Origin of the sequence: Pararhodospirillum photometricum DSM 122, from assembly GCF_000284415.1 — a bacterium.
GTDB lineage: Bacteria > Pseudomonadota > Alphaproteobacteria > Rhodospirillales > Rhodospirillaceae > Pararhodospirillum > Pararhodospirillum photometricum.
This window is the reverse complement of sequence record NC_017059.1, coordinates 2693229-2718144: the sequence shown is the minus strand read 5'-3', so window position 1 is coordinate 2718144 and position 24916 is coordinate 2693229. Positions and strand designations below refer to the sequence as shown.

At 67.2% G+C, this 24916-nt stretch carries 25 protein-coding genes and 1 pseudogene; 19 read left to right on the top strand and 7 right to left on the bottom strand.

Translation table 11 applies throughout. The features are described from left to right. Nucleotides 1–29: 29 nt before the first annotated feature. The 5 genes and pseudogenes from RSPPHO_RS21115 to RSPPHO_RS12190 all read right to left on the bottom strand — a co-directional run. Nucleotides 30–167, bottom strand: a pseudogene (locus RSPPHO_RS21115) (AAA family ATPase); the annotation flags it as partial. Next, nucleotides 164–844: a molybdate ABC transporter permease subunit gene (gene modB / locus RSPPHO_RS12205; RefSeq protein ID WP_014415541.1), complete on the bottom strand. Its 681-nt coding sequence runs from the start codon at nt 842–844 to the stop codon at nt 164–166. The gene modB and the pseudogene RSPPHO_RS21115, both read right to left, overlap by 4 nt. A gap of 105 nt (nt 845–949) precedes the next feature. Continuing rightward, entirely contained in the window at nt 950–1738 is a 789-nt protein-coding gene (modA, locus tag RSPPHO_RS12200) for a molybdate ABC transporter substrate-binding protein (RefSeq protein WP_041795351.1), read from the bottom strand. Nucleotides 1739–1798: 60 nt separating this feature from the next. Further along, entirely contained in the window at nt 1799–2602 is an 804-nt protein-coding gene (locus RSPPHO_RS12195) for a TOBE domain-containing protein (RefSeq protein ID WP_041795349.1), read from the bottom strand. A gap of 121 nt (nt 2603–2723) precedes the next feature. Continuing rightward, a complete protein-coding gene (locus RSPPHO_RS12190) occupies nt 2724–3068 on the bottom strand; it encodes a hypothetical protein (protein WP_242390489.1) in 345 nt (114 codons plus the stop codon). A 28-nt stretch (nt 3069–3096) separates the two neighbouring features. Between RSPPHO_RS12190 and RSPPHO_RS21110 the strand changes: the two genes are divergently transcribed. The 11 genes from RSPPHO_RS21110 (at nt 3097) to flhA (ending at nt 14065) form a co-directional block, all read left to right on the top strand. After that, nucleotides 3097–3855 carry a cyclic di-GMP-binding domain-containing protein, MshE-related gene (locus RSPPHO_RS21110; protein WP_242390488.1) on the top strand — a complete coding sequence of 253 codons (759 nt, stop codon included), beginning with the start codon at nt 3097–3099 and terminating at the stop codon, nt 3853–3855. Beyond that, a complete protein-coding gene (locus RSPPHO_RS12185; protein ID WP_242390487.1) occupies nt 3747–5102 on the top strand; it encodes a GspE/PulE family protein in 1356 nt (451 codons plus the stop codon). Before RSPPHO_RS21110 ends, RSPPHO_RS12185 begins: the two co-directional genes overlap by 109 nt. Nucleotides 5103–5106: 4 nt before the next feature. Further along, the gene (locus tag RSPPHO_RS12180) at nt 5107–6327 is read left to right on the top strand and encodes a type II secretion system F family protein (protein ID WP_041795346.1); all 1221 of its coding nucleotides are present in this window, start codon (nt 5107–5109) and stop codon (nt 6325–6327) included. Continuing rightward, nucleotides 6324–7832, top strand: a complete 1509-nt coding sequence (locus RSPPHO_RS17960; RefSeq protein WP_051013860.1) for a hypothetical protein — start codon at nt 6324–6326, stop codon at nt 7830–7832. The genes RSPPHO_RS12180 and RSPPHO_RS17960 overlap by 4 nt, the downstream gene beginning before the upstream one ends. Further along, complete coding sequence (locus RSPPHO_RS12170) at nt 7829–8305, top strand: hypothetical protein (protein WP_014415533.1); 477 nt, start codon at nt 7829–7831, stop codon at nt 8303–8305. The genes RSPPHO_RS17960 and RSPPHO_RS12170 overlap by 4 nt, the downstream gene beginning before the upstream one ends. Nucleotides 8306–8309: 4 nt before the next feature. Further along, entirely contained in the window at nt 8310–8720 is a 411-nt protein-coding gene (locus RSPPHO_RS21105; RefSeq protein ID WP_242390486.1) for a hypothetical protein, read from the top strand. Further along, nucleotides 8624–9187, top strand: coding sequence for a FliH/SctL family protein (locus tag RSPPHO_RS12165; RefSeq protein ID WP_242390485.1), 564 nt, complete (start codon nt 8624–8626; stop codon nt 9185–9187). The genes RSPPHO_RS21105 and RSPPHO_RS12165 overlap by 97 nt, the downstream gene beginning before the upstream one ends. 39 nt (nt 9188–9226) lie before the next feature. Continuing rightward, a complete protein-coding gene (gene fliN, locus RSPPHO_RS12160; protein WP_014415531.1) occupies nt 9227–9580 on the top strand; it encodes a flagellar motor switch protein FliN in 354 nt (117 codons plus the stop codon). A 127-nt stretch (nt 9581–9707) separates the two neighbouring features. Continuing rightward, nucleotides 9708–10472: a motility protein A gene (locus RSPPHO_RS12155; RefSeq protein ID WP_242390484.1), complete on the top strand. Its 765-nt coding sequence runs from the start codon at nt 9708–9710 to the stop codon at nt 10470–10472. Nucleotides 10473–10533: 61 nt separating this feature from the next. Further along, nucleotides 10534–11895, top strand: coding sequence for a sigma-54-dependent transcriptional regulator FlbD (flbD, locus tag RSPPHO_RS12150; protein WP_041795342.1), 1362 nt, complete (start codon nt 10534–10536; stop codon nt 11893–11895). A 25-nt stretch (nt 11896–11920) separates the two neighbouring features. Continuing rightward, nucleotides 11921–14065 carry a flagellar biosynthesis protein FlhA gene (gene flhA / locus RSPPHO_RS12145; protein WP_014415528.1) on the top strand — a complete coding sequence of 715 codons (2145 nt, stop codon included), beginning with the start codon at nt 11921–11923 and terminating at the stop codon, nt 14063–14065. Nucleotides 14066–14157: 92 nt separating this feature from the next. Here the strand turns inward: flhA and RSPPHO_RS12140 are convergent, their stop codons facing one another. Continuing rightward, entirely contained in the window at nt 14158–14778 is a 621-nt protein-coding gene (locus tag RSPPHO_RS12140; RefSeq protein ID WP_041795336.1) for a response regulator transcription factor, read from the bottom strand. Then, entirely contained in the window at nt 14775–16772 is a 1998-nt protein-coding gene (locus tag RSPPHO_RS12135; RefSeq protein ID WP_051013859.1) for a sensor histidine kinase, read from the bottom strand. Before RSPPHO_RS12135 ends, RSPPHO_RS12140 begins: the two co-directional genes overlap by 4 nt. A gap of 159 nt (nt 16773–16931) precedes the next feature. Here RSPPHO_RS12135 and RSPPHO_RS12130 point away from each other — a divergent pair, with 159 nt between their 5' ends. The 8 genes from RSPPHO_RS12130 to RSPPHO_RS12100 all read left to right on the top strand — a co-directional run bounded on the left by RSPPHO_RS12130 (nt 16932) and on the right by RSPPHO_RS12100 (nt 24864). Next, on the top strand, nt 16932–17948 hold the full coding sequence (locus RSPPHO_RS12130) for a TRAP transporter substrate-binding protein (RefSeq protein ID WP_014415525.1): 1017 nt from the start codon (nt 16932–16934) through the stop codon (nt 17946–17948). A 131-nt stretch (nt 17949–18079) separates the two neighbouring features. Next, the gene (locus tag RSPPHO_RS12125; RefSeq protein ID WP_041795334.1) at nt 18080–18712 is read left to right on the top strand and encodes a TRAP transporter small permease; all 633 of its coding nucleotides are present in this window, start codon (nt 18080–18082) and stop codon (nt 18710–18712) included. Continuing rightward, complete coding sequence (locus tag RSPPHO_RS12120; protein ID WP_014415523.1) at nt 18709–20034, top strand: TRAP transporter large permease; 1326 nt, start codon at nt 18709–18711, stop codon at nt 20032–20034. The genes RSPPHO_RS12125 and RSPPHO_RS12120 overlap by 4 nt, the downstream gene beginning before the upstream one ends. Before the next feature lie 227 nt (nt 20035–20261). Continuing rightward, nucleotides 20262–21182: an ABC transporter substrate-binding protein gene (locus RSPPHO_RS20555; RefSeq protein ID WP_197535605.1), complete on the top strand. Its 921-nt coding sequence runs from the start codon at nt 20262–20264 to the stop codon at nt 21180–21182. Next, on the top strand, nt 21100–21765 hold the full coding sequence (locus RSPPHO_RS20550; protein WP_014415521.1) for an ABC transporter substrate-binding protein: 666 nt from the start codon (nt 21100–21102) through the stop codon (nt 21763–21765). The genes RSPPHO_RS20555 and RSPPHO_RS20550 overlap by 83 nt, the downstream gene beginning before the upstream one ends. Beyond that, the gene (locus tag RSPPHO_RS12110) at nt 21762–22700 is read left to right on the top strand and encodes an ABC transporter permease (RefSeq protein ID WP_014415520.1); all 939 of its coding nucleotides are present in this window, start codon (nt 21762–21764) and stop codon (nt 22698–22700) included. Before RSPPHO_RS20550 ends, RSPPHO_RS12110 begins: the two co-directional genes overlap by 4 nt. Next, nucleotides 22701–23363 carry an ABC transporter permease gene (locus RSPPHO_RS12105; protein ID WP_014415519.1) on the top strand — a complete coding sequence of 221 codons (663 nt, stop codon included), beginning with the start codon at nt 22701–22703 and terminating at the stop codon, nt 23361–23363. It abuts the gene before it with no gap. Between the two features lie 112 nt (nt 23364–23475). Beyond that, nucleotides 23476–24864 (top strand): ABC transporter ATP-binding protein, encoded by a 1389-nt coding sequence (locus RSPPHO_RS12100; RefSeq protein WP_041795333.1) that lies wholly within the window; start codon nt 23476–23478, stop codon nt 24862–24864. The last annotated feature ends 52 nt before the right edge of the window (nt 24865–24916 follow it).

The window sequence follows — 24916 nt, the reverse complement described above, 5'->3', positions numbered from 1 at the left end:
TGGCCGTCTGGTAAGCGGGCAAGGCCGGCGATGCAGCGCAAGACCGTGGTTTTGCCGCAGCCCGAGGGGCCAAACAGGGCGGTGACGCCCTTGCCCGGGACTTTGAACGTCGCGTTGAGGTGAAAGGACCCTAATCGGGCGGCAAAGCGGGCCCGAATACCGCTCATGAGCCTTTCCTCCCCAAGCGGCGTTCCAGCACGGTCATGGTCAGGATGACCAGGAACGAAAAGACCAGCATGCCCCCCGAGATCATATGAGCCTGTGACCAGCGCATGGTCTCGACATAGTCGTAGAGGGCAATCGACAGGACCTTGGTTTCCCCGGGCACGGCGCCGCCAATCATCAGCACCACGCCGAACTCGCCCACGGTGTGGGCAAAGCCAAGGACGGCGCCGGTGAGTAGGCCGGGGCTGGCCAGGGGCAGGGCGACACTGACAAACCGGTCGAACGGTCCGGCCCTTAAGGTGGCGGCCACCTCCAAGGGGCGATCGCCCAGGGCGGTGAACGCATTGCGGATTGGGTTGACGACAAAGGGCAGGGAACACACTACCGAGCCGACCACCAAGCCCTCGAAGGTGAAGGCCAGGGTCTTGAGGCCGAGGCTCTCAAAAAAACCCGCCAGAGGGCTGCGCGGGCTCATGAGCAACAACAGGTAAAAGCCTAAGACGGTGGGCGGTAAAACGATGGGCAATGAGACCACCGTGCCCACCACGTCCTTAAACCGGGAGTGGGTTCGGGCCAGCCACCACGCCAGCGGGGTTCCCAGCAGCAGCAAGACCAAGGTGGTGGTTCCGGCAAGGCGTAAGGTGAGCAGCATGGCCTCGACGATGGGCGGGTCGATCATGCAACGGGCTTCCTTTTACGGCCAATCGGGGGAGGCGGGGCTGAACCGTGGGGGACGCAAAGAGAAGGTTGGGGAGGCGCGGCCTCCCCAAACCCCTCGTTTTTTTTACGAGTGGCCGTCGGTGCCGTAGCCGTAGCGCTTGATGATGGCCAGCGCTTCCGGGCTCTTGAGGAAGCTGACGTAGGCGCGGGCCGCCTCGCTGTCCTTGCCGGTGTTAAGCAGCACGGCGTCTTGGCGGATCGGGGTGTACATCGTCTCGGGCACGACCCACTTGGAGCCCTTGTCCTCGGTGATGATCTGGGCCAGGGCCACGAAGCCAAGCTGGGCGCTGCCCGAGGCAATGAACTGGTGGGTTTGCGAGATGTTGTTGCCCTGAACGATCTTGGGCTCCAGGGTCTCGTACAGGCCCAGGGCCTTCAGGGTCTCGACCGCAGCGGCGCCATAGGGGGCGGCGGCCGGATTGGCCAGGGCGATTTTTTCAAAGGTGCCGGCCTTCAAGACGGCGCCCTCGGCATCGACCACGGCCGGGTCGGCGCTCCACAGCACCAGTTTGCCGATGGCATACGTGAACAACGTGTCGGGAGCCGCGAAGCCTTCCTTCACCGCCTGGGCCGGGCGTTCGGCATCGGCCGACAAGAACACCTCGAAGGGCGCGCCTTGGGTGATCTGGGTGTAGAGCTGCCCGGTCGCACCAAAGCTGTACTTCACCGTGTGGCCGGTCGCCTTGGTGAAGGCCTCGCCGATCTCATTGGCCGCCGCCGTGAAGTTGGCGGCCACAGCGGCCAGGGTCTCGCCGGCTCGGGCGTCGGGCACGCCAGCGGACAGGCCCAGCACGAGGGCCACCGGCGCGGCGATCGCCGTTACAAACGCGGCACGAACGGGTGAAAAGTTCATGAAAACCTCCACGAGGTCAAAAGGGCGGATGGGCTGGGGGAGAAATAAAAGCGAACGGCGTCAGTCCACGGCCAAGATGATGTGGCTGGCCTTGATCAAGGCGCAGGCGCGGGTGCCGGGCTGAAGGTCCAGGGCCTCGGCGCTCTCGCGGGTGATCACGGCGGCCACGGTCTTACCGTCGCCAAGATCCAGAACGATGTCGCTGGAGATGGATCCATCAATCCGGCTCAACACCACCCCATGCAGGCGGTTGCGCACCGAGGTGCGGCCCAGGCCTTCCTCGCGGGCGATGATCACGAACGTCGATTTGATGAGCGCATACGCCTCGCGTCCCGGCGCCAAGTCCAGGTCACGCACGCTGTATTCGGTCACCACGGCGGTTAGGGATTGGCCGCGCGTTAGGTCCAAAACGACCTCGGCATTGACCGGGCCTTCGATTACATGGCTCACCGTGCAGCGAAAGACATTGCGAGCGCTGGTCTTCATCATCAGGCTCCACAGGAAGGGGGAAGAAGAGGGCAGCAGGGGGTCTTCAAGACGCCGCGCCAACTGTCCCAGAAACTTGTCCAATTCAGCCTGGACATCGCCAAAGGCGCTCAACACGCGCTCGCCCGCCGGGGTCAAGGACGTCCCACCGCCGTGCCGGCCGCCGGGGCTGGCCAGGACCAGGGGCTGGCTGAACAGGTTATTCATGGCATTAACGGCTTCCCAGGCCGCCTTGTAGGACAGCCCGACGCTGCGTGCCGCCGCCGCAATGGATCCGTGATCGCGAATCGCTTCCAGAAGGCGCAGGCGATCGGTCCCCATGCGGGTGGTGGAATCTCGTTGAACCGTGAGGGCCGCTTCCAACTCGGGCACGCTCATCAAAGGGCTCCGTTATGGGGGTGGACGCCATAACGAAACCCAAGCCCGCTCCTCTGTCAACCGGCTTGTCCTTCCGGGCCCGAGGGGGCAGGGGAGGCGAGCCTCCCCAGCCTTTCGCTTGTTAGTCTTCCTTCAACATCAACAACGAGGCATTGCCCCCGGACGCCGTGGTGTCGATCGACACCACCCGCTCGCAGACAAAGCGGCCAAGGCCATCGGTCAACGACACCAGGGGGACGCGCGCGCCCGGCCGCTCGGCCAGGATCCGCCGCAAGGTCGGCACCTCAGGGCCATCGCAAACCACCAAGGCCAGCTCGGTCCCCTCAAGATCCACCCGGCCCACGACAATCAAGGGCCCCACCACCGGGTGATCCTCCAGACCCAACGGCCGCTCGACCAGCACCGCATTGCCCGCCGCCAGCGCGACCAGGGCCTGGGCCCGGGCATCGGCCCCCAGGCAGGCCACGAGGCCCCGCCCCCAGAGGGCCAGTCGATTGCTCTCGCCGGTCGGCCCCGGCAAGTCGCGGGGCGGCTGGGCCAGCGGAGCCGCCCAGGCGAGCCCCCGCCCCTCGCCCACCGCGCCGGTCATTGCGCCGCTGGTCGAGCCCGGAGCCGCGCGTCTTGAGGCCAGGGGGCAAGATCCTCGCGCCGTCGAGTCCAAGCCCGCCCCAAGCAAAGGGACCGATGTCCGCCTCCCCGATCCCCCCGGGCACTGGAGCGAGTCGCGCCCGTCGCCCCGGCCCCCCATCGTGCCCGAGGCCCCCCCTCCCAAGGCGACCAAGCTCGCGCCCACGGCCCCAGTGGTCAGCGCGCGCGACGACACGACCCGCCTGGGCGACCAACTGGTGGGGGCGGGCCTGATCTCGCGCGACCAGTTGCGCGTGGCCATGATCGAACAAAAGCGCACGGGCGCCATGCTGGGACAGGTGCTGGTGGACCTCGGGTTCCTGACCGACCAAACCCTGGCCGAGATCATGGCCCACAACAGCGGCCGCGATCGCTTCGACCCGGCCGCCACGGTGGCCGACCCCCTGGCGCTCGCCCCCTTACCCGAGGAAATGGCGCGGCGGTTGCGGGTGTTTCCCGTCGGGTATGCCGGGCGGATCTTGCGTCTGGCCATGGCCGACCCCTCGACGTGGTGGCCATGGACGAGGCACGACGGCCCTACGGCCGCGACACCCGGGTCGAGCCCCTGGCCTCGTCGGAGGCCGAGATCGCCCAGGCCATTGACCGCGCCTATGGCCACACCCTGACCCTGGACGGGGTGTTGCGCGAGTTGGAGTCCCTGGGCGAAGGGGGCGCCGACCTGGACCGGGCCCGCGACACCGAGTCCCACCCGGTGGTGCGGCTGGTTAACGCCTTGCTGCTTGATGCGGTCAAGCGGCGGGCCTCGGACATCCATTTCGAGCCCGATGGCGCCTTCTTGCGGGTGCGCCTGCGCATTGATGGCGCCTTGGTTCAAACCCTGACCTTCCACAAACAGTATTGGGCGGCGGTGGCGCAACGCCTCAAGATTTTGTCGGGCATGAACATCGCCGACCGCCTCAATCCCCAAGACGGGCGGTTCTCCATGACCGTGGCCCATCGCAAGGTGGACTTCCGGGCCTCGGTGATGCCCACGGTGCACGGCGAAAACGTGGTGCTGCGCGTGCTCGATCGCTCGGCCACGCCGCTCAAACTGGAACAACTGGGCTTTGCCAACGACAGCCTGAACGGTTTGCGGCGCCTGGCCCTCAAGCCCGAGGGCCTGATGCTGGTCACGGGCCCCACGGGCTCGGGCAAAACAACCACCTTGTATGCCCTGATGGACCACATCAGCGGGCCCGACCTCAACATCGTGACCCTGGAAGATCCGGTTGAATACGACCTGCCCCTGTTGCGCCAGACCCAGGTGCGCGAGGGGGCACGGCTGGGCTTTGCCGATGGCATCCGGGCGATGTTGCGCCAGGACCCCGATGTCATCTTGGTGGGCGAGATCCGGGATGCCGACACCGCCTCCATGGCCCTGCGCGCGGCCATGACCGGGCATCAGGTCTACGCCACCTTGCACGCCAACGACACCGTGGCCGCCTTGCCCCGGCTGTTTGACCTGGGGGTGACGCCCAGCCTGATGAGCGGGGTGCTCTCGGGCATCTTGGCCCAACGCCTCGCGCGGCGCCTGTGTCCGCAGTGCAAGCGCGAGGGCACGGCAACGCCCGAGGAATGCCGTTTGTTGGGCTTCGAGGGCCACCGGGCGCCAACGGTGTGGCGGGCCCAGGGCTGCGAGGCCTGCGGCCACCTGGGCTACCGCGGCCGCGCCGCCTTGACCGAGCTTCTGGTCATCACCCCCGAGATCGACGCCTTGCTGGCCCAGGGAGCCCCCTGGTCCCAAATCCGCGCCCTGGCCGAGCGTCAGGGGTTGCGCAACCTTGCCGCCGATGGCGTGCGACTGGTGCTCTCCGGGACCATCGACATGACGTCGCTGATCCGGGTGGTGGATGTCACCCGCAAGATGGCCTAGCCGCGTGCCCTTGTTCGCCTATCGCGCGGTCAATGCCCGGGGCCGGGTGCTGCGCGGACGCCTGGAGGCCCGGGACCTCACGGACGTGACCCGGGCCCTGCGCGCAGCCGGGCTTCATCCTCTTGGTCTGGTCAGCGTGCCGCCGGCCCGCGAGGGGGGGATGCGACGGCTGGCACGGCGACGCCGGGTGCCCTTGCGAGAGTTGGAGCACCTGTGCTTGCACCTGGAGCGGGCCCTGGACGCCGGGGTGCCGCTGCTGGAAGCCCTGGCCGACGCCCGCAGCGTTACCGTGAATGCGGCCCTAGCCGCCGTGCTCGATGCCTTGGCGCAAGACGTGGGCCGGGGCCACGCCTTGTCCGAGGCTCTCGCCCGCCAGGAAGCCCGGCTCGACCCGGTGATGGCTCCTCTGATCCGCGCCGGCGAGGAAAGCGGGCATCTGACCCAGGCCTTCCAGACCCTCGGCGCGCACTTGGCGTGGCGCGACGACTTGAAGCGACGCCTGGGCAAGGCGGTGCGCTATCCCTTGCTGGTGCTCTCGGTGCTGGCCGGGGTGCTCTTTTTCCTGACGGGCGCGGTCTTGCCCGACCTTTCCACCTTTCTGGCCGGGCTGGGCGACGGCCCCCCCGTGCAAACCCGGGCCCTGCTCGCCACGTCCCAGGCCATGGGACAGTTGGGGCCCTGGATCGCGCTGGGCTTTGCCCTCGCAGGGCTGGGGTTGACGGTGGGGCGGCGCCTCTCCCCCGAGATTGCCTACCGCATCGATGCCTTGCTGCTGCACCTGCCCCTGATCGGCCCCTTGATCCGACGGCTGGCCCTGGCCCGCTTTGCCCATGGCGTCGCGCTGCTGTTCCAGGCCGGGGTGGCGCTGCCACAGTGCTTGGCCATTGGCCGGGGCGTCCTTGGCAACCGCTGTCTGGCTGAGGCCCTCGACACGGCGGCGGCGGCGGTCAGCGCCGGGCATCCGTTGTCGGAGGCCTTGCGCCTGTCGGGACAGTTTCCCCCCCTGGTCTGGCGCATGGTCCGGGTGGGGGAGGACGGCGGCGATCTGGCCGGTGCCTTGGAACACGTTGGCCGCTACCATGATCGCGACGCAACCGAGTCTTCCGAGCGTCTCGTGGCGCTCAGTGAACCCTTGCTGTTGCTGGTGGCGGGAGGCCTGATGGCCTGGATCGTGTGGGCCGTCTTGTTACCGGTCTACGACGCCTTGTCGGGAGTGAGCCTATGAGCCTCTTCTCTTTTGCCGCGCCGTCGCCCCGGGGCCTTCTTGTGGCCGATGACCTGCCGGCGCTGCTGCTGGAGCCCGGCCGCCCTGCCCGCTGCCTGACCGGTCCCGACCTGGGGCCCGGCCCCGTGCCCTGGCTGCTGGTTGATGGGGCCGATCTGCGGGTCGAGGAAGAGAGCGTCCCCCGGGTCTCCCCCTGGCTCCGGCGCGCTCTCCATGAGGGCCATCGCCGCGCCCACTTTCCGGCGGGCGCCTTTTCCGTGGCGCGCCCCTTTGCCAGCCCCGCCGGCCCCCGGTTGATCGTGGCGGGATGCAGCGACAGCCGGCTGGGCGGCTGGCACACCCGCTTGGAGGAGAGTTTCGGCCGTCCCGTCCCGGTGATCGCCCCCGCCCTGGCCTTGCCGAGCCTGGCCCGGGCCTTGTTTGCCCAGACCCCGGAGCCTTCTCCCTTCGCTTGGTCGCTGATCCTGGCCCTGGGCCGGGCCGGCATGCGACAGGTGGCGGCCCGCGATGGGGTGCCGGTGCTGGTCCGCTTGACCCCCCTTCCCCCGGACGCCGACGCCCTGGCCCGCGAGATCGACACGACGCTGGCCTACCTGCGCCGACGCGGCTATCGCGGGGGGGATCCGTGCGGCCTCCTGGTTCTGGGACGGCCCGGCCTGCCCTCCCCGCCCCCCGCGCGCGACGGCGCGCCCCCCCTGCCGGCCTTCTTGCAGCCAACGGTCCCAGACGACGTCGGAACGCTCTGCGACCCGATCCTCAGCGATACCTTGGCCCCGCTCGCCCGGGGCGCGCCGGTCTTGACCCCCCAGCCTCGGGCCGCGGCCGAAGCCCTGGGCCTGCCCTCGGCCCCCCTCGGGGGCGATACGGCGGTAGACCATCTGGTGGCGCTGTGGGCCTTGTCGCCCGGGGGGCGTCCGGTCTGGCAGATGCGACCGCTTCGCACCGACAGGCCGGCCGACCATGCCCGCCTCGCGCGCCGGACCTTGGGCCTGAGCCTGGGCTTGGCCGCCGTCACGGCCCTGACCCTGGCGGTGGCGGAAGGAATCCAGATCCCCCGCCTGATGGCACGTGCCGACACCGCGCACCATGATCTGCAAAGCGCCCGCGACGCCCTCGCCCGGGTCGAGGCGGCGCTGGCCGCCCTTCCCGCTCCCCCGGAAGCCCTGCGGGCCCTGCCGGCTACCGTGCCCGAGGCCGCAACGCCCCGACAGTTGGCCCAGCGCCTGCGCACAGCCCTCGGCCCGATCGGCGGCGTGGAGCGTCTGAGCCTGGAGCACCCCGGCGGCAGTTTGGAGATCCGCCTCACCTTGCCCGCGCCGCCGTCCGTCTTGGGCGAGGGGGGAGATCCAGGCCGACGGCTCGCCGTGGCCTTCCCCGGCCACCCCGTCACCTTGGAAAAGGGCGCGGCCCCCGAGGGACCCTGGCAAGGAACGCTGGAGGGGCCCGCCTCGCTCCTGCCCGGCCCCAGCCTGACCGTGCGCCTGACCCTGGAGGCCCATCCATGACCGAGGAGACCGAAGCGACAGCCCCCCCTCCGTTCCCTCCCGATCCCCCCGCGCCGCCCCCAGACGCCCCCCGGGGACGGCTGGTCCGGGTGCTCTCGTCCCGGCACGGTTGGGCCTTGGGGCGGGAAGGGCGCCTGTGGCTGGCCTTGGCCTTCGTGACCGGAGCGGCAACGGCGGTGGCCCTGGTTGCCCATGAGCGGGCCGAAACCCTGCGGGCCGAGGTGCTGCCCGCCGAACGGCAAGCCCTGGACCTGCGCACCCTCGCGCAAACCCAGGCCCGATTGCTCGACGAGGTTCGCCCCAAAGCCGAGGCCTGGACCCGCACCATGGGCGAAACCCTGTTCACACCGGTGGAACGCGAGACCTTGATCGCCAGCGTGCTCAGTCTGGCCGAGGATCGGCGGATCGGCCGGCTCGACTGGAGCCTGGACCCCCCCGCGCCACGACCAGCCGGCCCCGGGACTGACCCGTGACAGCGTGACCCTGAGCCTGACGGGCGACGCCCTGATTGATGGCGACGCCTTGTCGTTCGTCGAAAGCCTGCTCACGCGCTGGGCCGGCCGGCTGGTTTTGCGGACCTTGAGCGTGGAGCGCGTCGCCCCCGACCCGGGCGACGAGGCCACCTTGGCCCTGGTCCGGGCGGGAGAGCCCGTGGGCTTGGTTCGTTTTAGCGCCCACCTGGATCTCCTGACCCTGGCCTGGGACGCCAAGCCCCCCCCCCGCCCGAGCCCGAGCCGCCGCCCGAACCCGAGCCGCCGCCACCACCGCCGCCGTTGTTCACGGCGGCCCAGATGGAGGCAACTCGCGAGGAGGGGTACATCGCCGGTCACGCCGCCGCCCTCGACGAAGCGGGAGGCGCCAACGAGCGCATGGTGGTTTTGGCCCTGAGCGAGGTGGGGGCCAGCCTGGAGACCCTGCGCACCCAGCATGCCACCTCACTTGACACCCTCTCGCGCGATGTCGCCCGGTTGGTGTATGGGGTGTGCCGCAAGATGTTGCCGGTCAGTGCCTCCGACGTCATCGTGGCGGAGATCATCGCCTTGGTGACCGAGGCCTTGCCCCAGGTGCTGGACGAGCCTCGGCTGGTGATCCGGGTCCATCCCGATGTTGCCGATCTGGTGCGCGAGCGTCTCGAGCCCCTGGTGGCTCAATACGGGTACGAAGGCCGGGTGCTCGTGACCGCCGACCCCCGCCTGGGTCGCCCGGATTGCCGGGTGGAATGGGCCGCTGGCGGGATCGAGCGCGATTGCGCCCGGCAGTGGGAGGAAATCGCCGAGATCATCACCCGACACACGGGGCACGCCGTGGGGCCGATCCCCACCGATGCCGCGCCCGACGAGCCCGCCGGCCCCTGACCGGCCCCCGACTGACCTGGACGCCCTAAGGAGGCTGAGATGGCCGACGAGGAATTCAACCTGAATGATTTCAAATCCAACCCGTCGGGCGATGACGGCATGAGCAACGATTTTCAGCCCAACGACGTCCCGGACCGACCGCGCTCGGCGGCCGATCTGGAAGCGGTGTATGATATCCCGGTGCAGGTTTCGGCGGTGCTGGGCAAGGCCCACATGCAGGTCAACCAGCTCCTCAAGCTGGGGCGTGGTGCCGTGGTCGAACTGGACCGCAAGGTCGGCGAGGCCATCGACATCTATGTCAACAACCGTCTGGTGGCGCGCGGCGAAGTGGTGGTGGTCGAGGAGCGCTTGGGCGTGACCATGACTGAAATCATCAAGTCCGAGCGCAACTGAGGCGTCAGCCTCCTTTTCCTTGGGACGCCTTTGGGGCGGGCCCTCTTCTTTGGATACCCAGGCGGATGACGGCATGGCCGACGTGAACGAAAGTGACCCCCCCCGAAACGTCCGGGGAGGCCCGGATGTGGCCACCGTCTTGGGCATCGGCGGGGCCTTGGCCCTGATCGTCATCGCCTTGGTGCTGGGGGGATCGCCGGCGGCCTTTGTCGATCTGCCCTCCTTGCTGATCGTGGTCCTGGGCACCCTCGCGGTCACCTTGGCGTCCTTCACGCTGAAGGACATCGGTGTCACCGCCCGCATGCTGGTCGAGACCTTGTTCAAGGGCGGGCTGCCGCCCCGCGCGGCGGCGCTCAAGATTTTGTCGCTGGCTGATTTCGCCCGCAAGCACGGGGTGCTGCGCTTTCAGGGCTCGATTCTGGCCGGGCTCAAGAGCGATCCCTTTTTGTACAAGGCCTTGGCCCTGGTGGTGGATGGTCTGCCCGAGCCCGACGTTGAGGCCATTTTGGCTCAGGACATCCACGCCACCCAGCAGCGCCTGTCACGCGCGACCTCGGTATTGCGCCGCGCGGCCGAGGTGGCGCCGGCCATGGGCCTGATCGGCACGCTGATTGGTCTGGTGCAGATGCTGGGCCATCTCGACACGCCGGCTTCCATCGGGCCCGGCATGGCGGTGGCCTTGCTCACCACCTTTTATGGCGCCGTGATGGGCAACGTTGTCTTTTTGCCGCTGGCCGGCAAACTGGAGCGCAACGGCGCCGAAGAAACCCTGGTGCGACGCATCTACATGGTGGGGGTGTTGTCGGTGGCCCGCAAGGAGAACCCACGCCGTCTGGAAATGTTGCTCAACAGCGCCCTTCCGCCGGCCCAGCGGGTGGATTATTACGGCTAAGGCGCGACGGGCATGCCCGAGCGCGCCACCCCAGTTGATGCCGACCAAGGGAGGATCGTCCATGCGCTTGCTGATCGTTGGGTCCCTGGAGGGACAGGTCGGCGAAGCCAGCCGCATGGCGGTCGAGCGGGGCGCCCGTGTCTCCCAGGTGGTGTCCATCGACCGCGCCTTGGCCCATGTGCGCGAGGGCGCGGGCGCCGATTTGATCATGATTGATGTCCGCCTCGACGTGCAGCGCCTGATTGCCGATATGACCGCCGAGCGGTTGACCACGCCCGTGGTGGCCTATGGTCTGGGCAATGACACCCAAGCAGCGGTGCGCGCCATCAAGGCGGGGGCGCGCGAGTACATTCCGCTGCCTCCCGACCCCGAGTTGATCGCCGCCGTTCTCGCGGCGGTGGCCGAGGACCATCACACCTTGCTCTATCAGGATCCTGCCATGGCGGCGGTGGTTCGGCTGGCCGAGCAGGTGGCCCCCTCCGATGCCTCGGTGCTGATCACCGGGGAGTCCGGCACCGGCAAGGAAGTGATTGCCCGGCATATCCACCGCAAGAGTCGGCGCGCCGCTGGGCGGTTCATTGCCGTTAACTGCGCCGCCATTCCCGAGGGCCTGCTGGAATCCGAACTGTTCGGCCACGAAAAGGGCGCGTTCACCGGCGCCGTGGCCCGCCGCCTGGGCCGCTTCGAGGAAGCCAACGGCGGCACCTTGCTGCTCGATGAAATCAGCGAAATGGATGTCCGCCTCCAGGCCAAGCTCCTTCGGGTGTTGCAAGAGCGCGAGATCGACCGCCTGGGGGGGCGCCAGCCGGTCAAGGTGGACGTGCGCATCCTGGCCACCTCGAACCGCGATATGGAAGCGATGGTGCGGGCAGGCGGCTTTCGTGAAGACTTGTATTTTCGTCTCAACGTCATCACGTTGTCCTTGCCCCCCCTGCGGGCGCGACCGGCCGACATTGAGGTGCTGGCCGATCATTTCTCTCGCAAGTTCGCCGAGCTTAATGGCCAACCCCGACGGCCCCTGTCGGCGGCTGCCCGGGCCTTGCTGCGCGGCCATGGCTGGCGCGGCAATGTGCGCGAGCTGGAAAACACCCTGCATCGCGCCGTGCTCCTGGCCCAGGGGCCCGAGATCGGGAGTGCGGCCATCTTGCTGACGGGCGCGCCGCCGACCGAGGGGCCGGCTTTGGCGTCTGCCTCCCCCTCGGCCCCGGCCGGCCGGCTCCCCGGGGCCTTGGTCGGGCGCACGGTCTCGGATGTCGAACGCGATCTGATCTTGGATACCTTGCACCACACCCTGGGCAACCGGACCCACGCGGCGACCATCTTGGGCATTTCCATTCGCACCTTGCGGAACAAGCTGCGTCAGTATGCCGACGAGGGGATTGCGGTTCCCCCACCCGGCAGTGGCGACGCGAGCGCGGGCTGAGTCCTGAAGGCGGAGAATAACGACCATGGCCGAGGAAACGAGCGCGGCACGGGCCGCTTCCCCCCYTGCGGGGGCTGGCAACGCGAGTGGGGCCGGGGCCTTCGGGCGGCGACTGATGCAGGTCCTGACCAGCGGCGAGGTGGCCTTGCCCCTGGGGCTGGTCATGATCTTGGTCGTGTTGATCCTGCCCATGCCGCCGTGGCTGCTTGACATCATGCTGGCGCTGTCGCTCACGGTGGCGGTGCTGATCTTGATGACGGTGATTTTTATTCGCAAATCCCTGGAGTTCAACACCTTCCCCATGGTGTTGCTCATCACCACCTTGCTGCGCCTAGCCCTCAACCTCGCCTCGACCCGCCTGATCCTGTCTCAGGGCCACCAGGGCACCGATGCCGCCGGCCACGTCATTCAAGCCTTCGGCGGCTTCATCATGGGCGGCAACTTCGTGATCGGCGTGATTGTGTTCGCCATCTTGGTGTTGGTGAACTTCATGGTGATCACCAAGGGTGCCACCCGTATCGCCGAGGTCACGGCCCGCTTCACCCTGGACGCCATGCCCGGCAAGCAGATGGCCATCGACGCTGACCTGTCCTCGGGCCTGATCGACGAGGCCGAGGCCCGGCGCCGGCGCGAGGACATGCAAAAGGAGGCCGACTTCTTCGGCGCCATGGACGGTGCCTCCAAGTTTGTGCGTGGCGATGCCATTGCCGGCATTATCATCACCTTGATCAACATCGTCGGCGGCATTGTCATCGGCATGGTGCAAAACGGCATGGATTTCCAAGATGCCGCCAACACCTACACCATGCTGACCGTGGGCGATGGCCTCGTGAGCCAGATCCCCGCCCTGATCATCTCGGTCGCTGCCGGCGTGATGGTGTCCAAGGGAGGGCTGACCACGGCGGCCGAGACGGCGCTGGTGGACCAGTTTACCGCCTACCCCAAGGCGCTCGGCATGAGTTCCTTCTTGGCGGCGGCGCTCGGCGTGATGCCCGGGACCCCTTTTCTGCCCTTTGCCCTGCTGTCGGTGATGACCGGCACCGCCGCGTGGTGGTTGTCCCGGCGCAACGAAAGGGTGAGCGTGCGCAAGGCGGAAGAGGCGCAAGCGGCAGCGGCTCCGCCCCCGGTGGCCGAGGAGCCGATCTCGACCGCCCTCAAGATCGACCTTGTCCGCCTGGAGTTGGGCTATGGCCTGCTTTCGCTCATCAACAGCGCCCAGAACCAGCGCCTGACCGAGCAGATCAAGGCCCTGCGCCGCGCTCTGGCTGCCGACATGGGCTTTATCATGCCGCCGGTGCGTATCCAGGATAACATGCAACTCGCCGCCAACACCTACCGCATCTACATCAAGGAGGTGGAGGCCGGCGCCGGCGACCTGCGGCCCAACATGCTGCTGGTCATGGATCCGCGCGGCCAGGAAATCACCTTGCCCGGCGAAAAGACCCACGAGCCCACCTTCGGCCTGCCGGCGGTGTGGGTCGATCTCGCCAACCGCGAGGAGGCGATGTTCCGGGGCTACACGGTGGTCGATCCCCCCACCGTGATCACCACCCACTTGACCGAGATGGTCAAGGACCACATGGCCGACCTGTTGTCGTATGCCGAGACACAAAAGCTCCTGAACGACCTGGAAAAAGACCAGCAAAAGCTGGTGGGCGACCTCATCCCGGCCCAGATCAGCCTTTCCGGGGTGCAGCGCATCTTGCAAAGCCTGCTGGCCGAGCGCGTTTCCATCCGCGATTTGCCGACCATTTTGGAAGGCATCGCCGAGGCCAGCGCCGCCACGCGCAACATCACCATGATCACCGAACACGTCCGCACCAGACTCGCTCGGCAGTTGTCGGATGCCAACATCAAGAACCCCGATGGCATCGTGCAGCTTGTCACCTTGTCGCCGGCCTGGGAGGCGACCTTTGCCGAGTCCCTGATCGGCTCGGGCGACGAGCGACAGTTGTCCATGGCGCCGAGCCGCTTGCAGGAGTTCATTGTCGCGGTGCGTCAGACCTTTGAGCGCTTTGCCATGAAGGGCGAGGCGCCGGTGCTGCTGACCAGCCCCATGGTCCGGCCCTATGTGCGCTCTATTGTCGAGCGCTTCCGGCCGTCCACGGTGGTGATGAGTCAGAATGAGATTCATCCCAAGGCGAGGATCAAGACCTTGGGGCAGATTTAAGGAAGGCTGGGGAGGCGGGCCTCCCCAGACCCCTGGTTCATGGGGCGCGACGAGCCCGGCTCTCTCCCAACGAGACGAGGGGTCTGGGGAGGCTAGCCTCCCCAGCCTTCTCTCTTATCGTCGGCAGCCAACAACGCCGCCAGTTCAATCGCATTACGCACCCCCATCTTGGCCAGCACCCGGCTGCGGTGGACCTCGACCGTGCGCATAGCAATGCCCAAGGTATCGGCGATCTGCTTGTTTAAGGCCCCGGTCAAGATCAGGCGCATGACCTCCACCTCGCGCGCCGACAAGGTGGCCTGACGGGCCCACAGGTCGCGGCGGGCGGCGTCCTTGGCGGCGGCGGCGGCCCGGGCGGCGATGGCCTTGAGGGCCAGATCAACGATGTCGTTGTCGCTGAAAGGCTTTTCCACAAAGTCAAAAGCGCCGGCCTTGAGGGCCTGGACCGCGACGGGCACGTCGGCATGGCCGGTGAGGAAAATCACCGGGGGGGGGGTGCCCTGGGCTTTCAAGCGCTCGAACACCTCGGGGCCGGAGAGGTCCTCCATGCGCACATCAAGGATAATGCAGGCGCAGTCCTCCAGGGGCTGGGCGGCGAGGAAGGCCTCGCCCGAGGCCCAGCCCCGGGCCGGCACCCCGCGCGAGGCCAGCAGGAAGGCCAGGGCGTCCCGGATCACCTCCTCGTCATCAACGATGTGCACAACGGAACTCATGCCGCGCTCCCGGGGGCTGTATCCAGGATGTCGGGGAAGGGAAGGGCGACGCGAAACACCGTGCCGCCGCCCTCGGCCGGGTAGTGAGAGAGCTGGCCTCGGTGCAGTTCCACCAGGGTTCGGCAAATCTTGAGCCCCATGCCCATGCCCTGGGGCTTGGTGGTGGCAAAGGCATCGAACAGGCGTTCGGCGATGTCGGGCGGGATGCCGCTGCCCTGGTCGGCGACCTCGATGATCGCCTGGGTGTCCTCGGCCATCAGCCGGATGATCACCGCATCGCCGCTCCTTCGCTCGCTCATGGCCTCCATGCCGTTCCGAATCAAGTTGATCAGGACCTGTTCCAGCAAAATGCGGTCGGCGTGGACCGGGGGCAGAGGGGAGACCGTGGCCAAGAGGCGGATGCGGTGTTCGCGGGCATCGGCGGCCAGGAAGCCCACGGTTTCCAGCACCACGTCGTCCAGACGGGTAGGCGCGAAGCGGGGCTCGCGTTTTTTGACCAGATCCTGGATGTGGTGGATGATCTGGCCAGCCCGGCCCGCCTGTTTGGCGAGTTTTCCCGTGACCTCTTGGAGCAAGGCCGGGTCGGCGGATCCGTGGTGCATCAGGTTGAGCATGCCAGCGGCGTAGGAGGCGATGGCCGAGAGCGGCTGGTTGAGTTCGTGGGCCAGGGTCGAAGCCATTTCGCCCAGCATGACGAGGCGGCCGGTGCGGGCGAGGGCCTCATCCTGGGCGCGGGCGCGGCGGGCGGCGCGCTTGGCCTCGGTGATGTCAATGACCGAGCCCATCCAGCCCTGGTGGGTGCCTCGGGCGTCGATCAGCGGCGCCTCGAACACCTGGACCTCGATCAGATGGCCGTCGCGGTGGCGAAACCGGGTCTCAAAGCTCTGACCGACCGCCCCTCCGGCCGCCAGTTGGCGTTGGCGGGTCTGGGTTTCGTCGAGGCGCTGGGGATCCCAATAGGGCATGGGCGCCATCCGGCCCACCAAATCCTCGGCATTCCACCCCACCAGATTGCAAAAAGCGGCATTGACATAAAGAATGCGTCCGGCGTGGTCCTTGGCCCGCAGGCCCACCGTCAGGCTTTCCTCCATCGACCGCCGAAAGGCGATCTCGCCGCGCAGCCGCAACTCGGCCATGCGCCGCCGCTCGGCGGTGCGAAACAACACGTACAAGGCCAAGATGGCAAACACCGCCAGGGCGGCGATGGTGCCCAGCAACAACACCACGCGAAACCCGGTGGGGGTGACATAGGCGGTGATGCGTAAGGCCGTGCCGTGCAGCGGGGGATCAAAGCTGATGAGGTGCGAAGGGGCTCCAGGGGGCGGTTTCAGGCGCTGGCGCTCGGCCAGGGCCCGCTCACGGGCATCAAGCAGGCGCACCCCGTATTGCTCGGCGATCCACCAGGGGATATGGCGTTCCAGCAGCAAGGGCAGCGACATGGTGGCCATGAGGGAGCCGGTCCCGTCGCCGAGCGGCAGGCCGAGGCTCACCAGTCCGGTCTCGGAAATCGCGCCGTACACGATTCGGCTGGTTTGCGCGGCCCGTCCGCTCAACAGGGCTGCCAGGGCGGGGTCGCCAGGGGTGTGTCCCCCGGGCAGGGCGCGGCGTAGCCGGCCCGTGGCGTCGTGCCACGCCACCGACAACAGTTCTGGATTATTGGCGATGTGCAGGCGGGTGCGGGCATCGAGGGTGGCAGCCGGGGCGCCGCCGGCGGCTTCCAGGGCGAGGCGCACCAGCATGTCCTCGTGGATCCCCAGTTGAAAGCGCAGCGTTTGCTCGACCCAAAGCGCATCCGTGGCCAACTTGACCCGGGCCTGTTCCTCCTCGCCCCGATTGACCACCCACACCAAGGCCCCCACGCCGGCCACCAGGGCGACAATGGCGATCAAGGGCACCAGGGACAAGGGGTCGAAACGCGGACCGCGCGGCGGACGGTCCTCCTGGGTCCAGGGGCCGGGGGTGAGAGGGGGGCGTGCCAGGGTCAGGGAGGTCACTTTCTTGCTGGGCGTGTCCTGGAGAGGGGTTTTTCGGCCACTCGGTAGTGGAAAGCCACAATAGCGAAGGGGGGGAGCGCTGGCAAGAAAACGCCAACCGCCCCGCGAGGGCGCCCAATCACCCGCCTGGAGGAGGGCGGGGACCGGTGGAGGACTTTCATGCTGACACGCCGTACCTTTGCCCGGTTGGCTGGCATTGCCACTCTGGCCTTGTCGGCCTCGGTGCTGACCACGATGCCGGCCCTGGCCGAGCCGATTGTGATCAAGTTCAGCCACGTTGTGGCCCCCAATACCCCCAAGGGCAAGGGCGCCGAGAAGTTCAAGGAACTGGCGGAAAGCTACACCGCAGGGGCGGTCAAGGTTGAGATCTACCCCAACTCCCAGCTCTACAAGGACAAGGAGGAGATGGAAGCCCTCCAACTCGGCGCGGTGCAGATGCTGGCGCCCTCGCTGGCCAAGTTTGGGCCGCTCGGTGTTCAGCAGTTCGAGCTGTTTGACTTGCCCTACCTGATGAAAGACTACGACGACCTGCGCAAGATCACCGACGGCGAGGTCGGCAAGGGCCTCCTGGCCCGGCTGGAGCCCAAGGGCATCAAGGGCTTGGCCTACTGGGACAACGGCTTCAAGGTGATGTCCGCCAACTCCCCCCTGCATACCCCCGACGATTTCCTGGGCCTCAAGATGCGCATTCAGTCTTCCAAGATCCTGGAAGCGCAGATGCAGGCCCTGGGCGCGGTGCCCCAGGTGATGGCCTTCTCGGAAGTCTATCAGGCCTTGCAGACCGGCGTGGTGGACGGCACCGAAAACCCGCCCTCCAATATGTTCACCCAAAAGATGCACGAAGTGCAAAAGCACGCCACGGTCTCCAACCACGGCTACCTGGGCTATGCGGTGATCGTCAACAAGGCGTTCTGGGATGGCCTGGATCCGGCGATCCGGGGCAAGCTGGAGCAGGCCATGACCGAAGCCACGGTCTATGCCAACTCCATCGCCAAGGAAGAAAACGAAAGCTCGCTCGCGGCCATGAAGGCGGCCGGCAAGACCGAGTTTTACGAGCTGAACGCCGACGAGCGCGCCCAGTGGGTCAAGGCCCTGCGGCCCGTGCATGACCAGATGGCCGGTCGCATCGGCGCCGACCTGATCAAGGAAGCCTACGCCGCCCTCGGCACCCAGTAAGTCCTTCCCTTCCGCTTCTCATCGACGGTCCTTCGGACCTTGCCCGTTCGCCACGCCCTTCTCCCTTGGATCTTCAGGGGAGGGGGGATCGTGGTTGGACGCGACGAGGTTCGCATCTCGCGAGGTTGGCCATGATCCTGCGCATCCTCGATCGGCTCGAAGAAACTCTGATTTCCGTGCTCATGGCCGCCGCCGTGGTGCTCATCTTCGTGGCCGTTCTCCATCGGTATTCCCTCGGCGTGGCCTCCGATCTGGTGGGTTATGGCCGGTCCCACGATCTGCCCTGGCTGGCCAACGCGGCTCGCGAGGTGTTTCGGTCGATCAATAGCCTCAAACTCACCTGGGCTCAGGAGACCTGCATCTACCTGTTCATCTGGATGGCCAAGTTTGGCGCGGCCTATGGCGTGCGCCAGGGCATCCATGTGGGGGTCGATATTCTCGTTGAGCGCCTGCACGGCGCCGCGCGCCGCCGCCTCACCTTGCTGGCGATGTCGGGGGGCATTCTGTTCACCGCAGTGGTGCTGGTGATCAGCGCCGAGTTTGTCTGGAACGTGCGTCTGGGCGGCCAGCTCTCGCCCGATCTCGAAATGCCGATGTGGCTGATCTACCTCGCGGTACCGCTGGGGTCGGCCTTGATGTGCTTTCGCTTCATCCAGGCGTTCTGGCGTTACTTCACCACCGGCTACATCGCTCACCACGATCACAGCACGGTCGATGGCCTCGATGACGAGGCGAAGGATCTGGCCGAAGGAGGCCACGCGTGACGGTCTTCATCATCTTCGCCCTTCTGGCCCTGCTGCTCGTGACGGGCATGCCGGTTTCCATTGCGCTCGGGCTCACGGTTTTCACTTTCCTCTTCGGCTTCACCAACATTCCGTTGGAGTCGATCTCTCTTAAGTTGTTTACCGGCATTGAGAAGTTCGAGATCATGGCGATCCCGTTCTTCATTCTGGCCGGTAACTTCCTCACCCACGGCGGTGTTGCCCGGCGCATGATCCGCTTTGCCTCGGCGATGGTCGGCCACTGGTACGGCGGCATGGGCTTGGCCGCCGTGCTGGCCTGCGCCTTGTTCGCCGCCATCTCGGGCTCGTCGCCGGCCACCGTCATGGCCGTGGGCTCGATCCTGATCCCGGCCATGGTCCGCCATGGCTATCCCGCCCAGTTTGGCGTGGGCACCGTGGCCACCGCTGGGGGGCTGGGCATCTTGATCCCGCCCTCGATCGTCATGGTGATGTATGCTGTGGCGACTTCGGGCATGGTGGTGACCGGCCCCGAGGGCCAGCCGGTGATGTCGGCCTCCATCGGCACCTTGTTCATGGCCGGCGTCATCCCCGGCTTGATGCTGGCGACCTTGCTGGGCGCCACCACCACATGGCGCGCTTGGCGTCATGGCTACCCCCGACTGCCGCGCGCCTCGTGGCGGGAGCGTTGGAAGGCCTTCAAGGAGAGCGTGTGGGGGCTGCTGCTGATCGTCATCATCATGGGCGGGATTTATGGCGGCATCTTCACCCCGACCGAGGCTGCCGCCGTCAGTGCCGTCTATGCGTTCGTGATCGCCGTGTGGGTCTATAAGGATATCAGCCTGCGCGAGGTGCCCCGGGTCCTGCTGTCCTCGGCCGGTATGTCGGCCATGCTGCTCTACATCATCACCAACGCGGTGATGTTCGCCTTCATCCTGACCTCGGAGCAGATCCCCCAGGCGCTGTCGGACTGGATTGTCCATCTTGGCATGGGCAAGATCGGCTTCTTGTTGATGGTCAACGTCATGCTGTTGATGATCGGCATGGTGATGGAGCCCTCGGCCATCGTCTTGATCATGGCGCCTATTCTTTATCCGGTCGCGGTCAAGCTGGGCGTCGATCCTGTCCACTTCGGCATCATGCTGGTGGTTAACATGGAAATCGGCCTGTGCACCCCCCCGGTCGGCCTCAACCTCTATGTTGCCTCGGCCATCTCCCGCCTGGGCCTAACCAGCGTCACCAAAGCCGCCATGCCCTGGCTGGCCACCGCCTTGGTCTTCCTGGTGCTCATCACCTACATCCCGGAGATTTCCCTGCTCCTGCCCCGCCTGCTCGGCATGATCTGAGGTCGGCGCTTTTTCCCTCAGGATCCGAGGGGGCTGGGGAGGCCTCGCCTCCCCAGCCTTCCTTTTTTCCTCTGGCGGGCTTGCAAAGTTCTGCCAACAAGAACAGCAAACTTTGTGCAACAAAAAATAGACCTACCGCAACTATTGAGGTTGAGAAGGGCCTTCCTCCGCCGTACCGTCCCTCCTTTCCCATCCCCCTTGATGAAAAGATGGACTGGAGGTCGGCGTTGTTCAGGCGATTTTCCCTTTTTACCCTTTTGACGACCCTCGCCACCGGACCGGTTTTGGCCGATCAGGCGGTTTTTGACGTTGTGGGGCCCTTTGAGATCAAGGCCGCCGACCCCGTGCTTTCGGGCGATATTTTCCTGAAAATGGATGTAGCGGAAACGCTGGTCGGCGCCGATTCCTCGGGGCACCTGATCCCGGGGCTCGCCGATCGCTGGAGCGTGAGCGAGGACCGTCTGGTCTGGCGCTTCCACATCCGCCCGGGGGTTCTCTTCCACGACGGCACCCCCTTGAGCGCCGAGGCCGCCGTCAAGGCCCTGTCCCTGGCCCGCAGCAAGGGCGGGCTACTGGCCAAGGCCCCGATCACCGCGATCAAGGCAGAGGCCGAGGATGTTGTTGTCACCCTCTCCGCCCCCTTTTCCTCGCTGCCCGCCTTTCTCGCCGAATACCGCAGCTTGATCTATGCCCCGGCGGCCTATGCCCCGGAGGGGACGGTGAAGGCGGTGATCGGCACCGGGGCGTTCAAGGTCACGACCCTGGAGCCGCCGGGCAAGTTGGAGGCCGCGCGTTTCGACGCCTATTGGGGGGGCGCGGCCAAGCTGGCTCAGGTGCGCTATCAGGCGGCATCCCGGGCCGAGACCCGGGCCTTGATGGCCGAAAGTGGGGATGCGGATCTGGCGGTCGCCCTCGATCCGGCCTCGGTCTCGCGGCTGCGTCAGGTCGAGCGGGTCCGGGTGGAATCGGTCGCCCTGCCGCGCATCCTGATCTTGAAGATGAACGCCGCCTTGCCGTTTTTCGACACCGCCGAGGAGCGCCGCGCCCTGTCGCTGGCCATCGACCGTGCCGGTTTGGCGCAAGGTGTGTTGCGCTATCCGGCGGCGGCCACCCAGATCGTTTCCCCCCGCCCTGGCCGGCTGGCATGATCCAAGCCTCGCGCCCCTGAGCTACGACCCCGAGGCCGCCCGCGCCGCCTTTGCCGCCGCCGGCTGGACCCCGGGGCCCGATGGCATCTTGCAAAACAACGGGCAGCGCTTTGCCGTTGATCTGCTGACCTTCCCCGATCGCCCCGAGCTGCCCCTGGCCGCCGCTGTGCTGGAGCAGTTGTTGCGCGAGGTCGGCATCGACGTGACCATTAACGCGACCAACGCCTCGGAGATCCCGGCCCGGCACGCGGCGGGCACCCTCCAACTCGCCGTGTTTGCCCGCAATTTTGCCCTGGTCCCCGATCCGGTTGGCACCTTGATGCAAGATTACGCCCCGACCGGGGACTGGGGAGCGATGGGCTGGTCGTCCCCTGCGTTGACCGCGCTGGTGGGCAAGATGGCGGCGGAGGGCGGCTCCGATCACGACAAGGCGCAGGTGGCCGCGATCTTCCAAGCCGAGCTGCCGGTGCTGCCGATCGCTTGGTATCAATTGACCCTGGCCGTCTCCCGCTCGGCTACCGGGATCGTTGCCGATCCGTATGAGCGGACCTTTGGCCTTAAGACGGCGGATCTTGTCCGATGAAGAGCGTGCTCCACGCCATCGCCTTTCGCTTGGGGCAAGCGGCGGGCGTCGCCCTGGTGGTCGGGGTGTTGTCGTTTTTGATGATGCAGGCCATGCCCGGCGACGCGGCCTTCCGCATTGCGGCGGCTCGCCATGGGTACGATCTGGTTAGCGTCGAGGCCGCCGATGCCGTGCGCGCCGCCCTGGCCCTCGATGCGGGGCCGGTGATTCAGTTTCTGCGCTGGATCGGCGATCTGGTCCGTCTGGATCTGGGGCGCTCCTTGGTGTCGGGCGAAACGGTCTGGTCCGAGATTGCCCACCAGTTGGGCGCTAGCCTGGAACTGGCCGGGGTGGCCCTGGCCCTGTCCCTGGTCATCGGGCCGCCGCTTGGCCTGTGGGCCGGTCTGCATCCCGGGGGGATTTTTGATCGGGCCTTGCTGGTGGTCGCCGCTGGTTTTAGGGCCCTGCCGCAGTTCTTCCTCGGCCTTGTGCTGATCGTGCTGTTTGCCGTTCATCTCCAGGTGTTGCCGGCCGCCGGGCATGGGGCCCCCGCCCATTACGTGCTGCCGGCCCTGACCCTGGCCTTGGGCTTGGCAGCCGGCTCGGCGCGCCTGACTCGCGATGCCATGGCTCGGGTGGCGCAAAGCCCCTTCTATGCCTTCGCGCGGACCAAGGGTCTGAGCGAGGCCCAGGTGCTCTGGCGCCATGGGCTGCGCAACATCGGCGTGCCTGTGCTGACCTTCGTGGGCATGCAGTTCATTACCTTGGCGGAAGGCGTTGTGGTGGTCGAAACCATTTTCGGCTGGCCGGGCATCGGTCACGCCCTGATCCATGCCGTGTTCCATCGCGATGTGCCCATGGTGCAGGGAACCGCCCTGGTGATGGGGCTGGGGTTTGTTCTGCTCAACACGGGGGTCGATCTGATCGCCCGTCGCCTCGATCCCCGGGAGGTGTAAATGACCCTCTCTTCCTCCCGCCTGGGCTGGGCCCTGCTGCTGCTGCTCCTGGCCTTCGCCCTGGTCGCGCCGCTGGTCGATGCCCTGGGCCCGTTCAAGCAGAGCCTGATGAAGGCCTTGTCCGGTCCCGACGCCGCTGCCCCCTTCGGCTACGATCACCTGGGCCGCTCGTTGTTCGCCCGGCTGGCCCACGCCTTGCGCCTGTCCCTGGGCATCGCCTTGGGCGCCACGGCCAGTGCGGCGGTGCTGGGCATCGCCCTGGGCGTTCTTGCCAGTTGGCGCGGCGGCTGGGTGGACCGGGCCCTCTCCTTGGTGGCCGACAGCGTTCTGGCATTGCCGGCCCTGCTCATGGTCTTGATGATGGGGGTGATTCTACCCGCCACCGCCTTGTCCTTCTGGGCCGGTCTGGCGCTGGTGCAGTGGATTGAGTTCTTCCGCCTCACCCGCTCCGCCACCCGAAGCCTCGTTGCCAGCCCCGCCGTCGAGGCCGCTCGCCTTCAGGGCTTTGGCCTGGGCTGGATCTTCCGGCGCATCCTGTGGCCCGAAATTGGCCCCATGTTGCGAACCACCATGGCCTTCGGGTCGCCAACGCCATTGCCGCCATTGCCGCCCTCGGCTTTGTCAGTGTTGGCATGCGCGCCCCCACGCCGGAATTGGGCCTGATGATGGTCGAGCTTCTGCCCAGTTGGCGCGAGGCCCCGTTTGCCCTGCTGCAACCGGTGCTCGCCTGTTTCACCCTGCTGCTGTCCTTGAACCTCATCGCCGGAGGTCGGTCATGAGCGCGCTCATCGCCCAGGACATCACAGTGCACCACGGTGACCACACCTTGGTCGAGCCGGTATCCTTTACCTTGGCGGCGGGGCAGGCGGTCACGGTGTTGGGGGAGAGTGGGGCGGGCAAGACCCTTCTGACTCGGGCCCTGCTCGGCACCTTGCCCACCGGCCTGCGGGCCTCCGGTCGGCTGCACGTCGGGGCGGAGCCTTTCGATCCCGCCCAGCCCCGGGGCAGTCGCCGGCTGTGGGGGCGGCGCATTGCTGTCTTGCCCCAGGAGCCCTGGCTGGCCCTCAATCCCCTGATGCGCGCCGCACCGCAGGTGGCCGAGGTTCACGCCCTGGTGGCCGGTCGGCCCGACGCCGCCGCGCGGGCGGATGCCGACTTGCACACCATGGGACTCGCCGGGGCCGGGCACAAATGGCCCTGGCAGCTCTCGGGCGGCATGGCCCAGCGGCTCGCCTTCGCCGCCGCCCGGGCCGGCGGCGCCACCATCACCGTGGCCGACGAGCCAACCAAAGGCCTCGATGCCGACCGCTGCGATGATGTGCGGGCGCTCTTGCAGCAAGGCCTCACCAGCGGGGGCAGCCTGTTGACCGTGACCCATGACCTTGCCCTCGCCGAAGGCTTGGGCGGTGAGATCCTGGTCATGCACAAGGGCCAGATTGTCGAGCGTGGCCCCGCCGCAACGGTGCTSGAAACCCCCCAGCACCCCTACACCCAAGCCCTGATCGCCGCCGATCCGGCCCACTGGCCCCGGCGGGCCGCGCCGACCGATCCCGGGGAGCCCTTCCTGCGCGCTACGGGGCTTGGCGTGGCGCGTGGCGGCCGGGCACTGTTCCAACCCGTAGATCTCACTTTGGCGCGCGGCCAGATCATCGGTGTGGCCGGCCCCTCGGGCTGCGGCAAGTCCAGCCTGGGCAATGCCTTGCTGGGGCTTCTGCCGTTTACCGGGACCTTGTGGCGCGATCCGGCCGTGGCCCCCTTGCGCTTTCAAAAGATCTGGCAAGACCCGCCGGCGGCGTTTCCCGCGCGCTTGGTTTTGGGTCGGGGGCTGGCCGATCTCATCGCCCGCCATCGTCTGGATCCGGCCGCCGTGCCGCCGCTGATGGACCGCCTCCGGCTGCGTCCCGATCTGCTGGAGCGCCTGCCGGGGCAAATCTCGGGCGGCGAGCTTCAGCGGGTGGCGCTGCTGCGGGCCTTGTTGCTCGATCCGGTTTTCCTGTTCGCCGATGAGCCCACCTCACGCCTCGACCCGGTGACACAGGCCGAGACCTTGCGCCTGTTGTCGGAGTTGGTGGAGGAGCGGGGGATGGGGGTCTTGATCGTCAGTCACGACAGCGCGGTTCTTGCTGCGGTCTGCGATACGGTTTTGCGCCTTCAGGCGGTTTGAACAAGCCCCAAGGGATCGAGGGGTCTGGGGAGGCCGCGCCTCCCCGGCCTTA